The sequence below is a fragment of the Paraburkholderia silviterrae genome, from assembly GCF_004353915.1.
In the GTDB taxonomy this organism is placed as follows: domain Bacteria; phylum Pseudomonadota; class Gammaproteobacteria; order Burkholderiales; family Burkholderiaceae; genus Paraburkholderia; species Paraburkholderia silviterrae.
On sequence record NZ_SMRP01000010.1, the window covers coordinates 61,466 to 76,009 of the forward strand.

At 60.7% G+C, this 14,544-nt stretch carries 11 protein-coding genes and 1 pseudogene; 2 read left to right on the forward strand and 10 right to left on the reverse strand.

The genetic code is table 11. The annotated features are described in order from the left end of the window. Positions 1–40 precede the first annotated feature (40 nt). Positions 41–346 (reverse strand): NIPSNAP family protein, encoded by a 306-nt coding sequence (locus EYW47_RS20315; RefSeq protein WP_133196637.1) that lies wholly within the window; start codon positions 344–346, stop codon positions 41–43. Between the two features lie 85 nt (positions 347–431). After that, a complete protein-coding gene (locus tag EYW47_RS20320; RefSeq protein ID WP_165976626.1) occupies positions 432–3,182 on the reverse strand; it encodes a family 20 glycosylhydrolase in 2,751 nt (916 codons plus the stop codon). Positions 3,183–3,484: 302 nt separating this feature from the next. Here EYW47_RS20320 and EYW47_RS20325 point away from each other — a divergent pair, with 302 nt between their 5' ends. Continuing rightward, positions 3,485–4,729 carry a transposase gene (locus EYW47_RS20325; protein WP_133196795.1) on the forward strand — a complete coding sequence of 415 codons (1,245 nt, stop codon included), beginning with the start codon at positions 3,485–3,487 and terminating at the stop codon, positions 4,727–4,729. Between the two features lie 1,165 nt (positions 4,730–5,894). Beyond that, positions 5,895–6,467: a cytochrome b gene (locus EYW47_RS20330; protein WP_133196638.1), complete on the forward strand. Its 573-nt coding sequence runs from the start codon at positions 5,895–5,897 to the stop codon at positions 6,465–6,467. 365 nt (positions 6,468–6,832) lie between these two features. Here EYW47_RS20330 and EYW47_RS20340 read toward each other — a convergent pair. The 8 genes and pseudogenes from EYW47_RS20340 to EYW47_RS20375 all read right to left on the reverse strand — a co-directional run. Further along, positions 6,833–7,507, reverse strand: a pseudogene (locus EYW47_RS20340) (NAD(P)/FAD-dependent oxidoreductase); the annotation flags it as partial. A 76-nt stretch (positions 7,508–7,583) separates the two neighbouring features. Beyond that, positions 7,584–9,053 carry a class II fumarate hydratase gene (fumC, locus tag EYW47_RS20345; RefSeq protein ID WP_338117833.1) on the reverse strand — a complete coding sequence of 490 codons (1,470 nt, stop codon included), beginning with the start codon at positions 9,051–9,053 and terminating at the stop codon, positions 7,584–7,586. Positions 9,054–9,126: 73 nt separating this feature from the next. Then, positions 9,127–9,399, reverse strand: coding sequence for an FAD assembly factor SdhE (locus EYW47_RS20350; RefSeq protein ID WP_133196640.1), 273 nt, complete (start codon positions 9,397–9,399; stop codon positions 9,127–9,129). Position 9,400: 1 nt separating this feature from the next. Further along, the gene (locus EYW47_RS20355; RefSeq protein ID WP_133196641.1) at positions 9,401–10,102 is read right to left on the reverse strand and encodes a succinate dehydrogenase iron-sulfur subunit; all 702 of its coding nucleotides are present in this window, start codon (positions 10,100–10,102) and stop codon (positions 9,401–9,403) included. 27 nt (positions 10,103–10,129) lie between these two features. After that, the gene (gene sdhA, locus EYW47_RS20360; RefSeq protein WP_133196642.1) at positions 10,130–11,905 is read right to left on the reverse strand and encodes a succinate dehydrogenase flavoprotein subunit; all 1,776 of its coding nucleotides are present in this window, start codon (positions 11,903–11,905) and stop codon (positions 10,130–10,132) included. Then, a complete protein-coding gene (gene sdhD, locus EYW47_RS20365; RefSeq protein WP_133196643.1) occupies positions 11,905–12,273 on the reverse strand; it encodes a succinate dehydrogenase, hydrophobic membrane anchor protein in 369 nt (122 codons plus the stop codon). The genes sdhA and sdhD overlap by 1 nt, the downstream gene beginning before the upstream one ends. A gap of 2 nt (positions 12,274–12,275) precedes the next feature. Then, positions 12,276–12,689 (reverse strand): succinate dehydrogenase, cytochrome b556 subunit, encoded by a 414-nt coding sequence (gene sdhC, locus EYW47_RS20370; protein WP_133196644.1) that lies wholly within the window; start codon positions 12,687–12,689, stop codon positions 12,276–12,278. A gap of 65 nt (positions 12,690–12,754) precedes the next feature. Further along, positions 12,755–14,428 carry an NAD-dependent malic enzyme gene (locus EYW47_RS20375; RefSeq protein WP_133196797.1) on the reverse strand — a complete coding sequence of 558 codons (1,674 nt, stop codon included), beginning with the start codon at positions 14,426–14,428 and terminating at the stop codon, positions 12,755–12,757. Positions 14,429–14,544: the final 116 nt, after the last annotated feature.

Sequence of the window (14,544 nt, forward strand, 5' to 3'; positions counted from 1 at the left end):
GGTGGCGGCCGTGCGGATGGCGCGGCGCATAACCCGCATCCTACCCGAATACAGGACGCATGAAACTGCGTTCATAGCTGACAATGCAACGTGTATCGTTTGCGTATTGAAAGGCCGCCTGGCAAGCCGGATCGCTTTGGGATTGCGTCCGGTAGCTTTCGTATGCGGCGAGGCTCGGAAACGAGAACAACGCGAGCGCGATGTTATTGGCGCCTTCGGAGGGCAGAAAATAGCCGTGATGCTGGCCGCCGAACTTCTCGACGAGCGGAATCCACATCTTTGCGTAGGCTTCGAATTCGGCCAGGCGGTAGGGGTCGATGACGTAGCGCAGGGTGCAGGTGATCATGGTTTGAGTGAGGGGAGAGGGCAGGCACAGTATAGAAGAGCGGCGGCCCGCTGAGGCCGCCGCTTGCACACCGCCTCGCCGCGACTCAGTCGCCCGAGAGCCGCATCGACGAGCGCACGACTGCACCCGAGCGGGCCAGCTTGGGCAACTCGCGCGATTGCACCGCGTTCATGAAACCAGCCCAGTCGCGCGCGAGCGCGGCCTTGTCGACCTTGTCGGTTTCGCCGAGCTTGTAGCGCTCGCCTTCGCGATAGGGGCGCTCCCAGTCCGCGCGGTGCCATGCGCGTTCGGCCAGCGCCAGCAGGCGCGGGTAGACCATGTACTCGAATTGCGTATCGGTGCGCATGACTTCGCCCCACGCCTGGCCCTGCATGCCTTCGAGGCGGGACGCCGCGCCGCTCGCTGTGATTTCGAACGGCTGGCCATCGCGATCTGCCATGATCTCGGCGTTTTGCGGCAGATTGTCGGGTGCGAGCGAGAAGACCTTGAAACTGTCCGTGGCGTGCGAGCCCCAGTAATAGCCGCGCTCTTGCTGAGCCGTTGTGTACGGGAAGTCCAGGTACAGATAGTCCGGCAGCGCAAGCACCGTGCGATAGCCTTGCTCGCTCGATTTGCGTGCGCTGTCGGCTGCCCCCCAGAACAGCGTGTCCCAGAGCGTCACCATGACATTGCGCGTGGCGAAGTCCTGCGGACCGTTCGCGTGCTTCAGACCGTCCTGCCATGCCGCCATCGTGGCAATGCCGTTGTCGTTGACGGCTTGGCTCACATTGCGCGCGAACATCGTGGGCAGTGCGTCCGTCGAAGCGATCTTGCCCTGGCGCAGCAACGCCGCGCATTGCGGTGAGCGGGCCCACGGCTGGTCCTGACTCGCGAGATTGATGCGCCCCTTGCCGGGATCGGTGCCGTCACTCGCCTGAAAGCCTGCGCCCAGCAGGATATTTTTCGCCTCATCGCCGCCGAAGTGCCAGACTGTGAGAGGCGCGCCCGCCTCGCGGTGCATGGCCGCAATTTCGGCGATCACCTTGTTCGCGAAGTTCCGCGCGCCTGGCACGCACGGGTTAAGGTAGCTGCGGCGGTCGTAGAACTGCACGGACAAGGTGTTCGACGTGTCCTGCGGATCGAGCAAACGGTACGCATTGGCTGCGTCCTCGTTGCCGGCGGCACGGAGTTTGCGGTAGCGCGCCTCCATCGACACCACCGCGGCGCGCGCGTGCGCGGGCATGTCGATCTCGGGAATCACTTCGATATGGCGAGCGGCCGCGTAGCGCACCAGCGCGACATAATCGGACCGGCTCAGATAGCCTCCACCCGACTGGTTGTCCGGGCCGGAGCCGAGCTGCGGCAGCAGGCAGCGGTTTTCTTCGAGATCGTGGCAGCGCTGCCCCCCGATGGCGGTCAGCTCGGGTAAGCCAGGAATCTCGATACGCCATCCTTCGTCATCCGAAAGGTGCAGATGCAGGCGATTGAGCTTGTAAGCGCTCATCTGGTCGATCAGGCGGCGCAGCGTGGCGGGCTGGCGAAAGTTGCGCGCGAGGTCGACCATCATGCCGCGATGCGGGTAGCGAGGTGCGTCCTCGATCGTCATGGCCGGCACGCGGCCGCCACCCGCCGGGATTAGGGAGAAGAGCGTCTGCACGCCGTAATAGAGTCCCGCCGCGTCGTAGGCGTCGATGTTCACGGCGTCGCGCGAGATCGTCAGCCGATAGCCGCCTGAGATCGCGATGTCTGCCGGTAGTGCAGCCGGCGCAACCTGGCCGCTGACGCGCATCGCCGTGCCGCCCGCGAGGCCGAGTGTCGCGGCACGCGCTTCGAGCGCGGCGAGCTCGCCCGCGCCGAGTGCGGGCAGCGCAAGCTCTACGCCCTGAATCTGGGCGTCGCCGTCACCGGTTTGCTCACGCAGCACGGCGGGAATCGGGCGCGCGGCGAATTGCGCGGGGGATAGCGCCTGTGCCTCTTCGCGCGCACGCAATACCTGAGCGGGTGTCGCCTTGAACGCGGCGGCGTCGTCCGGGCCAGGCGGCAGCGCGGTGACATAGCGGGTTTCGTCGTCGGTGTCGTTCTGCGCGAGCACAGCGGGTGTTGCGCCGTCGACGCTGACATAGGCGCGCGGCGGCATGTCGCTAAAGCGATAGAACCAGTATTCGGCGACGAACGGCACTTCGAGACGCGCGCCTGGCGCGAGTGTGAACGCACCCTTGGCTGGCGTGAGCGCGTAGAGGTCGCCGGTGATATGGCGCAACGCAATGCTCGCGTTATCGATCGAGAGCAGGCGGCGGATGCTGTGGACGTAGAGCGTCCAGCCACCCGCGGCGAGATTTTGCGTGCCGTTGTTTTCGAGGATCAGGCGTCCGCGTGCGCAGCTCGCCCAGTCCGCGCCAAGGCTCGCGCAGGCCACACCGTTCGCGGCGGCCTTATTCGCGTCGATGGCGATGCTCAACTTGAGATTCTGGCTGACGGTCTGCGTAAGCGCGTGAGCGGACGTGTTGTCGACCTGCGGCGTGTCGTTGTCGCCGTGACAGGCGGCGAGTATGCATGACGCTGCTGCGATGGCGGTCAGTGTGCAGGCGCGACGCAGGGCGACCACGAAGTTCATTTCGTTCCAACCCGAGCTCGTGTAAGGCTTTCCCAGCCACTCGGTCTGGTAGGAGTAGTACTTCGGCGACAGTTCCTCGACCCCGATCTCCATTGACAGGCGGTCGTGAATTCCAGTCCAGATCGTCTTAACACTCGCGTCGACCTTTTGGTCGTACCCGTAGTACTTCAAAATTTGCTCGTTGACGATTCTGTACGCCTGAACAAAGAGAGCAGATTCCTTCTGCCCGACGCTTTCGAACATCGGACGATCCGCGTACCTGCGAAAGAAGACATCAGTAAGCATGGTGAAATTCTCTCACTCCACTACTTGGTGGTGACATTCGACGCAGGCAGGATGCCGATAGTTCATCTGAAGCGGTCGTTCGAAGGGGGCGGGGGCGCCGTCCGCTCTTGGCCCGATCACCACCTCATACTGATGGCAAGAGAGCGACGGCGGGACATGCTATGCAATTGGCATATATCGACCTATTTCGTTGAAAAACTCCCCTAAGAGCCGTGTTCCTGGCTATCCTGGAATCCATCAATCGATGGGAGTGCATCGTCATGATGGGGCAGCGAAGCGGCGATCAGGAACAGCTGTTTTACGCGTTCAAGCTTGACGATCATGTTCCGAAGGGCCATCTGTTACGCGGTATAGATCAGTTCTTCGATGCCGGAGACCTCCGTCAGCACATGGCGTCGTTTTACAGTCATACGGGACGCCCTTCGATCGATCCAGAGTTGATGATTCGCATGCTGATCGTCGGCTACTGCTTTGGCATCCGCTCCGAACGGCGCTTGTGTGAGGAAGTCCATCTGAATCTGGCGTATCGCTGGTTTTGCCGCCTCGGCCTTGAGGATACGGTTCCCGATCACTCAACGTTTTCAAAGAATCGCCATGGCCGGTTTCGCGACAGCGATATGCTGCGCCATGTATTCGAATCAGTTTTACGTCGCTGCATGAGCGAAGGCTTCGTAGGTGGTGAAGGGCTTGCGATCGACGCCAGTGTCATCAAAGCCGACGCCAATCGCACTCGAGGCATCGCCGGGACTGAAGCAATCGACTGGAGTCGCGGCGAAGGGCCCAGCCGTGCGGTGCGTGAGTATCTAGCGACGCTCGACGCGAACGACACCGACGCCCAGACCCTGGAACCATCGCAGGAACCCGCTACGCAACCAAAGAGCATTTCGCTAACCGATCCTGCTGCACGTTGGACAGCTGCACCCGGTGGCCCGGCGTTCTATGCCTACTCGACCAACTATCTGATTGATCTGCAGGCGGGAATCATCGTGGATGTCGAGGCCACTCCCGCATACCGCACACAGGAGGTCGACTCGACCAGGACCATGATTGATCGGGTCGAGCAAAGCAATGAGTATCGCTGCCCGGCCGGACATGCACTGCGCAGCGAGCGGCGTCCATTCAAGAATCCGCGCACACACATCACCAAGGCCAACACGGTCGTCTATCGATCAAGCCAGTTGGACTGCGCTGGATGTTCATTGAAAGACCAATGCTGTCCGCACACACCAATACGAAAAATAGCCCGAAGCGTCCACGAATCAGCACGCGATAAGGCAAGGGCTATTGCGAAAACACCCGCATACACGCAATCACGCAAGGACCGCAAGAAGGTTGAGATCCTGTTTGCTCACCTCAAACGCGTCATGAAGCTCGATCGTCTCAGACTGCGAGGTCCATCGGGTGCTCATGACGAGTTCTTGCTGGCTGCAACTGCACAGAATCTGAGGCGAATGGCGAAGTGCTTGATGCCAAAGCAGGAGGAAATGGCGGCAGCGGCCGCTTGATTTGCATCGCGGATCGATGCCCGGAAGCAGCGCGATCGGAAAGAGCGCCGAGCGCGTCGATTGCATGTCCAAACATGACCGCGCTCGCGCGCGAAAACGCGGTTTTTCAACAAAATAGGCCGACATCGGCAATTCGAGGTTTGACTGTCGGTAGGCACGCGGGTAGCCGCCGCGATTCCAAACGCAGCAGTCGGCAGAGTGGAGCGACATCAAGTGCGCCGGGATTAGAAACCCCTCGCTTCATTCGCTGGCCGCGATAAACGCCCTGAGCGTGGCCAGCACGGTATCACACAGGGAGGCTGCGCCAGCCCCCGGGGCCGGCCAGCCGTCAGCCCGCGCGGCCGCACTCTGGGGGCACTCTTCCGGGCACGCTCGCTGGGAGCGGCCATGGGCGGATCGTCCTTCCTCCGGAAAAGCTATATTCATGCGGCGTGCCGCCCGCGAACCAGGGCGGTGACGTGCGTGGACGCGCGGAGGCGGACGTGGACCCATCCTGGCTCGGTATGGCTGCCGGTACGATCGTGCTCGTGATCGCTGCAGTGGGCGCGGCCGCTCACTATCGCCGTGAACGGCATCGGGCCAATCTCCTGCGTAATCTTGATCACCATGAGTAGTGCCGGTGGACCCGGTCGCGACGCTAGGCATCATCGCGAGCCATTGCCGTCGTCGATCTGCGCTCCGTTTTTTGTGAGCCCGGTGCGTCAGGCCTGGTGACGTCAGCCGGTGCGCTTCCTCCGGGGCTGGCGCCAAGTTCCGCAACGTCCCGGTATGTCGCACACCGTCGTCAGACCTGGCGTGCTCGAACGACACTGAAAATGATGATTGGGATGTGGGGCAGATCGCATTCGGGCGCTTCGAGAATGTGCGGGAGATCTATAGCACCGCTTGGCCAGCACATAATTCATGCGTCGCAGGATGATCTATTTAGATAGGATAACGTATCATAATGGTTCAGTTGTGCGGGGTATTTTTGAGGAAAACTTGAGTCCGTAGCGGGCTTCGATAGTGCGCCACGGCCCTCTGAAGATATATAGTATTGATTGGACATTCTTGGCTCAAACGGCCAGATTCCGCATGAGAAGTACGATTGCCCCCCCTTATCCACTGGCTTGCCGCGACACACGCGGGCCTACCCGTTCGTCCGGGGTCGCACATTGGAAGCACTATGATGAAAAGCTCCGCCACCCACTACGGTTCGATTGCCCAGTTCTTCCACTGGTGCACGGCAATTCTTGTCCTCGTGGCGTTCATGTATGGGCCCGGTGGACCTGAACACCGTGTCTACTCACCGGTGCACGAGTTCGACCGGCGCCTCCACGAAACTTTGGGACTGAGTGTGTGCGCGCTCACATTCGTCCGCCTGCTATGGCGAACGATCTATACGCGCCCTGAGGTCCCTCCAGCTTCACGCTTGATGGTTGCCATGGCAACGGCCGTTCAATGGATGCTGTATCTGCTTCTCCTTGCGTTACCGATGACTGCCGTCATCGGCGCGTGGCTTGAAGGACACTCTGTGACGCTTGTCGCTGGTTGGGAAATCCCGCCTTTATTCGCTACTTCACATGATGTGGGTGGAGCCATTGCGTCAATCCACAAATGGCTTGGTGATGCGATCATGTGGCTTGCGGGACTTCACGCATTCGCGGCTCTTTTCCATCATGTCATTCTTAAAGACGAGGTCCTGATTACCATGCTTCCAAGCTGGCTAACAATGGGACGGGCTCGCACTGGCCGATAACCTCTGAATGCTTTTCAGAAGCGCCTTGAAAATCCGAGGGGCAGGCCGTGCGGAAGTATCCGGACGAAGATGGGCGTATTCCAGGTGGTCGTAAGGTCGCCAACAGCTGTGCCCAGCGCCCAACCCGCGACTACGCCTGTTCGCCAATGCGCCTGCGCGGTCATCCGCGCCACCGCGTCATAGACGGACAGCAGTTCGAGGTCCACGCTCACACAAGGAAAGTTGTAGCTAAATTTCAACCAAAGTTGTACTACTGGCGCGTGTTGCCATCACAAGCTTGCTTTCCCTGCGTATGCGCGGGAATGGCACATCCGGCTTGGACGCCATGCTCGCTTCTGGCTGCCCGGCCGTGCATTGCACTACTGAACGATTCCAATGTCGCTAGCGGGATCGAGTTTGTGCAGACCATACGCCGAAAGCACCTGCGCAGTATTGCGTAATTCGGAGGAGAGATCGATACCCGTCGCACCGGCGCCGACGATGGCCACCCGGATGCGCGGTTCATCTGGCGTCGATACAGCCGGCCAGGAGCCGATGACTTCGTCATCATGTTCAGCGCGCATGCAGGCAGCAATGAGCCGCTTGCGCAAGCGTTCTGCCTGCCAAACCGAGTCGAGCGCGAACGAATGCTCTTCCGCGCCCGCAACACCGAAATAGTGTGTGGTGCTGCCGATCGCAATGACGAGAGTGTCGTACTCAATCTCGCGTTGCGGTAGCAGCTCGACGCCGTCGTCGCCCATCAAAGGGGCGAGTTTGACACGTTTCGCGATGCGATCGAGGCCGACGAGCTCACCCTCCTGAAACTCGAATCCATGCCAGAACGCTTGTGCCGCGTACGCAAGCTCGTGCGCATGGGGGGCCATGCTGCCGGCCGCAACCGCATGCAACAGCGGCTTCCAGACATGGGTCGGATTACGGTCGACGAGCGTAACGGCTGCGCGTGCCTGCCCGTTGCGTCCGCGCTTGCCAAAGCGATCACCCAGGCGCGTCGCGAGTTCCAGACCTCCTGCGCCTCCACCTACGACGATGATACGGTGCATGTCAACAGTCCTTGACGTTAAAATTTGCAGTCCAAAATGGAGGGTGAGATCGAGTAGCCTTTTGAAAGCCGGCGTGTTAGTTGGCGGTAGCTACATAGGGCTTGACCATTTTGGCTGGGTCCACGACACGATCAAAGGTCTGTTCATCGACATATCCAAGGTACAGTGCGGCAGCTTTCAGGGTCAGGTCGTGCTCCGCAGCATAGTGTGCGATGGCCGAAGCGCGGTCGTAGCCGATCACCGGCACCAGTGCGGTCACCAGCATGAGCGAGCGCTCGACGTATTCGCGGATCTTCCGGACGTTCGGACGGGTGCCCTCAACCAGAAAGCGTCGGAAATTCGTGCAACCGTCCGTTAGCAGCGTAATCGACTGGGTCAGGTTGAAGATCATCAGGGGCTTGTAGACGTTCATCTCCAGATAGCCACTCGCGCCGCCGAAGCCGACTGCTGCGTCGTTTGCCATCACCTGCACCGCGACCATCGTTAGCGCCTCCACCTGTGTCGGATTGACCTTGCCGGGCATGATGGACGAGCCTGGCTCGTTCTCGGGGATGAGCAGTTCCGCGAATCCTGCGCGCGGCCCGCACGACATCAGGCGAATATCATTGCCGATCTTGTAGAGCGAAGCAGCGAGGGTTCGGAAGGTTCCGGACAACTGGACCAACGCATCATGGGCGCCTTGTACCGCAAATTTATTCGGTGCGCTGATAAAGGGAAGTTCCGTCAACCTTGCGATTTCCGCTGCCGCCTCCTCAGCAAAGCCCGGTGCGGCGTTGATCCCGGTTCCGACCGCGGTGCCACCCAGCGCGAGGTGATACACGCCGGCAAGCGCATCGTCGATCCGCTTGAGATTGTCTGCAAGCATCCCGGCATAGCCTGACCATTCCTGGCCCAGCGTGAGTGGCGTTGCGTCCTGCATATGGGTACGACCGATCTTGACGATGCCGTCCCATTCGTGAGCCTTGGCTGCGATTGCGTCATGCAGCGCCTGTACAGCGGGAATCAGCCGCTGCGTCGTGTTGACGGCGGCAGCGATGTACATCGCTGCAGGAAAGGAGTCGTTCGACGACTGCGACATGTTGACGTGATCGTTGGGGTGAACGGGCTTCTTGCTGGCGAGCGGCGTGCCCGCGAGCTGGCAGCAGCGGTTGGAGATCACCTCGTTGACGTTCATGTTGAACTGCGTGCCGCTGCCTGTCATCCACACGTGCAAGGGGAACATGTCGTGATGCTGTCCGGCCAGGATCTCATCGCAGACTTGGGTAATGAGCGTGTGCGCCTGATCGTCGAGGCGTTTGCCGGCGTGGTTTGCGTTGGCCGCCGCCTTCTTGAGAGTGGCATAGGCAGTAATCATTTCCCGCGGCATCAGTTCGCGGCCGATGCTGAAGTGTTCGATCGAGCGCTGTGTCTGGGCGCCCCAAAGCTTGTCGGAGGGAACGCTGACTTCCCCGAGGCTGTCGACCTCCGTGCGATGATTTTCCATCGTGATTTTTCCTTCATTCAAGATGTGGCCATGCCGTGCATTTGATGCGATCAGGCAGGCCATGTGTACGAGATCCCAGGCTGGCGACTGAGTTGCCTTGCCAGCGGCGAACAAGCGTGAAGCGGTACCGGCGTGCTCAAGCCGAGCGCAGTAGAGCGAGCACCCGAATGATGTCCGGCTCGGCTAAATCGCCGTCTGGTTCGGTGCGCTCGAGCAACAAGTCCATTAGTTCGTTGTCGCTCAATTCGAAAAGACGCGTGAGTGCGCCCACATCGGCATCGCTGAGACTGGATTCATAACGACCGAAGAATCGTTCGAAGATGAGATCATTTTCGAGCAGGCCACGCCTCGCACGCCAGCGAAGGCGCGCGCGGCGCAGCGGATCGGATTGATGCGAAGTCTCGTTCATGTCAAACCTTCCGCCGTACCATGAGTTCCTTGATTTTGCCGATCGCCTTCGTCGGATTGAGGCCCTTCGGGCACACGTCGACGCAGTTCATGATCGTGTGGCAACGGAACAGACGGTACGGATCTTCGAGGTTATCGAGACGCTCGCCCGTCGCCTGGTCGCGGCTGTCCGCGATGAAGCGATAAGCTTGCAGCAGGCCGGCGGGGCCGACGAACTTGTCCGGGTTCCACCAGAAGCTCGGGCACGACGTCGAGCAGCTTGCGCACAGGATGCACTCATACACGCCATCGAGTTCGTCGCGCTCTTCCGGCGACTGCAGGCGTTCCTTCTCGGGCGGCGGCGTGTCGTTGATCAGGTACGGCTTGATCGAGTGATACTGGTTGAAGAAGTGCGTCATGTCGACGAACAGATCACGGATTACGGGCAGGCCGGGTAGTGGGCGCAGCACGATTTTCTGTGGCAGATCGTTCAGGTTCGTCAGGCACGCCAGCCCGTTCTTGCCGTTGATGTTCATCGCGTCCGATCCGCACACCCCTTCGCGGCACGAGCGCCGGAACGCGAGCGTCTCATCGAGCGCCTTCAGCTTCACGATCGCGTCGAGGAGCATGCGCTCGTTCGTCAGTTCGAGCTCGTACGTCTGCATGCGCGGCGCCGCGTCCTTGTCCGGATCGTAGCGGTAGATTTCAAAGGTACGTATTGCCATGATGTTTTCCTTTCGATTCGGGAGGCTTTAGAAGACGCGCGGCTTTGGCGGGATCGTTGCGACGGTTAGCGGCTGCAGCTGGACCGGCTTGTAGTCGAGGCGATCGTCTTCGCTGTACCACAGGGTATGGCGCAGCCAGTTCACGTCGTCGCGTTCCTTGTGTTCGCTCGGCGCATGCGCACCTCGGCTTTCCTTGCGGGCTTCCGCCGACACCATCGTGGCGCGCGCCACCTCGATCATGTTGGCCACTTCCAGCGCTTCGACGCGCGCGGTGTTGAACACCTTCGACTTGTCCTTCAGATGCATGTGATCGACCCGTTCGGCCACTTCCTTGATGTTCTTCACGCCCTCAGCCATCAGCTTTTCCGTGCGGAACACGCCGGCATGCTTTTGCATCGTCGAACGGATGTCGCCGGCGACCGCCTGCGAGTATTCACCCGAAGACGATTTTTCCAGCCTGTCCAGACGTGACAGCGCGAAATCGGCGGCATCGGCGGGGAGCGGTTTGTGCTCCCTGATTTCCTTCACGTGCTGGATGATGTGATTGCCGGCAGCGCGGCCAAACACCACCAGGTCGAGTAGCGAGTTCGTACCGAGGCGGTTCGCGCCGTGCACCGATACGCACGAGCATTCGCCGATTGCGTAGAAGCCGTTGACGGGATCTTTGTGGCCCTTCGCCGTGCCGACCACCTGGCCGTGAACGTTCGTGGGAATGCCGCCCATCTGGTAGTGGATGGTCGGCACGACCGGGATTGGCTCCTTGATGGGGTCCACGTTCGCGAACTTGAGCGCAATTTCGCGGATCGATGGCAAACGCTTCTTGATCGTGTCGGCGCCGATATGCGACAGGTCGAGCAGGATGTGATCCTTGTTCGGACCGACACCGCGGCCTTCGATGATTTCCTGTCCCATCGAACGCGAGACGAAGTCGCGTGGCGCCAGATCCTTATAGACAGGTGCGTAGCGTTCCATGAAGCGCTCGCCGTCCGCATTGCGCAAGACGCCGCCTTCGCCGCGCACGCCTTCCGTGATCAGCACGCCCGCGCCGGCCACGCCCGTGGGGTGGAACTGCCAGAACTCCATGTCCTGCAGCGCGAACCCGGCGCGTGCTGCCATGCCGAGTCCATCACCGGTATTGATGAACGCATTCGTCGTAGCAGCGAAAATACGCCCTGCGCCGCCCGTTGCAAACAGCGTGGTCTTGCCTTCGAGGATGTAGACGTCGCCGGTTTCCATCTCCAGCGCGCTCACGCCCAGCACGTCGCCATCGGCGTCGCGGATCAGGTCGAGCGCCATCCATTCGACGAAGAACGTGGTCTTCGCCGCGACGTTCTGCTGATAGAGCGTGTGCAGCAGCGCGTGGCCGGTACGGTCAGCAGCAGCACACGCGCGCTGAACGGGCTTCTCGCCGTAGTTGGCCGTGTGGCCGCCGAACGGGCGCTGGTAGATGGTGCCGTCCGCGTTGCGGTCGAACGGCATGCCCATGTGTTCCAGCTCATAAACTGCGTTTGGCGCTTCGCGGCACATGAACTCGATTGCGTCCTGGTCGCCGAGCCAGTCGGAGCCCTTGATCGTGTCGTAGAAGTGGTAGTGCCAGTTGTCCTCGCTCATGTTGCCGAGCGAGGCGCCGATGCCGCCCTGGGCAGCCACCGTGTGCGAACGCGTGGGGAACACCTTCGAAAGCACGCAGACCGACAGGCCCGCGCGCGCGAGTTGTAGCGAGGCACGCATCCCGGAGCCGCCTGCGCCGACGATGACCACATCGAACTTGCGACGCGGCAGGGAATTCTTGATTGCAACCATTACACTCTCCAGAGAATCTGCGCAGCGAAGGCGGCGCACGCAAGCAGCCAGACAATCGACAGCACTTGAAGAAACAGACGGACACCGACGGGCTTGACATAGTCCATCCAGATGTCGCGCACACCGACCCACGCGTGATAGAACAGCGCGAGCAGCGCGACGAACGTGGCGAGCTTCATCCATTGCGTGGAGAAGATCGACGACCAGCCGCCGTATGAGAATTCACGCGCCCCGAAAAACCACACGAGGAGGATGACCGTGTAGACGGCCATGATGACGGCCGTGACGCGCTGTGCGAGCCAGTCGCGCATACCGTAGTGCGCACCCACGACGAGGCGCTTCGGGCCAATTTGATGAGGGGACGCCATGTTTAGAAGGCTCCAAATAGTTTGAGCGCGAAAGCGATCGTGAGGAGCGAAGAGACGATTGCCACGACGGCTGCCGTTTGCTTGCCGCCCTGTTTCGAGACCGCGCGGTGCGTGTCCATCAGCAGATAGCGCAGGCCGGCACAGAAGTGCAGAAGGAATGCCCACGTCAGGACGAGTACGACGACCTTTACGACGAGGTTCGAAAGGACTGCCTTGAAGGTTTCGAAAGTGTCTGCGGACGTCAGGCTCTGCTCGAACAGATCAAGCAGGAAAGGCAAACACACGAACAGCAGGACACCGCTTACGCGATGCAGGATCGACACGCGCCCCGCCAGTGGCAGGCGGTACGCGGTCGTTATTTGCCCGATACCGATGTTCCGGAATTCCGGCTTCGGTTTCTTTACAGCTTCAGACATGAGGACCTCCGGTTGGTGTTGCGCCATCTACGGCGCGAGGTGTCGAGATCGCGACCTGCATGCGATTACGCCTGCACATATGAGGGTTGATAAGCCTTCGCGGCCATAAAGGCATCGAGGTCGTCGGGCCGGGGTACGCCTGCCAGCCCCTGATCGAAGATGAACTGGGCGATCTCGCGCGCCACGGCCAGCGAGGTCCGGAAAATCCGCGACTGCGGCGGGTAGATCAATCCCGCGTCGAGGTCATCCTGAGAAACCTGGGCGGCTAGCGCCCGGGCAGCGATCATCAGCATCTCGTCGGTTACGCGTCGGGCTTCCGTGGCATAAATGGCCATGCCGAGCGCCGGAAAGATGTAGACGTTGTTACCCTGTCCCGGGACGAAGGTCCGGCCGTTGTACTGAACCGGCGCAAACGGGCTGCCGCTGGCGAACACGGCGCGCCCATCGGACCACGTGTACGCTTCCTCGGCAGTGCATTCCGAACGCGACGTCGGATTGGAATAAGGGAAGATGATCGGCCGTTCGTTCACGCGCGCCATCGCTTCGATCACGGGCTGGTTGAACGCTTTGGCCGCCGCGCTGACACCGATGATCGCGGTCGGGCGCAGTGTCTCAATCGCGCTGACGAAGTCGCCAATCGGCTCGTGAACATGAGCGAACGGCTTCTGGAAATCGGCCAGATCGGTACGTCCCGCGTGGATCAGGCCCGCCTTGTCGTAGAGCCAGCATGCGCCGAAAGCGTCTTCCTTCGATACACCGGCCTCCATCATCGCCTTGGCGAGCAGGCTTGCAATCCCGGTACCCGCCGTTCCGCCACCGAGGAACAGGAAGCGCTGGTTTGCGAGCGCACCGCCGGTCACGCGCAGTGCGGCCAGAATGCCCGCAAGCGCGACGCCTGCCGTGCCCTGGATGTCGTCGTTGAAGCAGCAAACGCGATCGCGATAGCGCGTCAGGATCGGTTCAGCATGGGAAAAGGCGAAGTCCTCGAACTGGATGCAGGCACGCGGAAATACTTCCTGAACAGCCGTGACGAACTCCTCGATGAACTCGTCGTACTCCGCACCGGTGACGCGGCGTTGACGCAGCCCGAGGTAAAAATCATCTGCGAGCAGGCTTTCGTTGTTGGTTCCCACGTCGAGCGTAATTGGCAGCGTGACCTCGGGGGGGACGCCAGCGCAGGCCGTGTATAAGGAAAGCTTGCCGATGGGAATGCCCATGCCGTTCACCCCGAGATCGCCGAGGCCCAGAATGCGTTCGCCGTCGGTCACGACGATGAAGCGCACATCCGACACGGGCCAGTTGCGCAAGATGTCCTTGAGTTGGCCTTTTCGGCTGATCGGCAGATACATCCCGCGCGGGCGGCGCAGGATGTGCCCGAATTTCTCGCAGGCCTCGCCAACAGTCGGCGTATAGACCAGCGGGATAAAGCGCTTCGGATCGGACATCAATACGCGGTAATAGAGCGTTTCGTTGGTGTCGAGCAGCGCCGACAGATAGATGTAGCGCTCGAGATCGCTGGTCTTCAGGCTGATCTGCTTGAGGACGCGCTCGATCTGCGCCTCCTCGGTTTCGATCTTTTCGGGGAGGAGGCCAACCAGCCCCAACTGCTCACGCTCGGCGGAGTTGAATGCAGTGGACTTGTTGGCATGTGGATCGTGCAGCAGCGCTGGGCCTCGCAAGTTCGCGGCGGGGAGACTGGTGGATCGATCTGCGGATGCTTTGGGCAAGAAAGAGGTCATGATGGTCGTCCTTTGCAATTCTGGCGAACGTGTCTTGAGGTCAAGGTCAATCTCCATGCAAACGAATCCCATATATAAGTAGGAGTACTTTGCAATTGGGAAAACTGGATAAATCG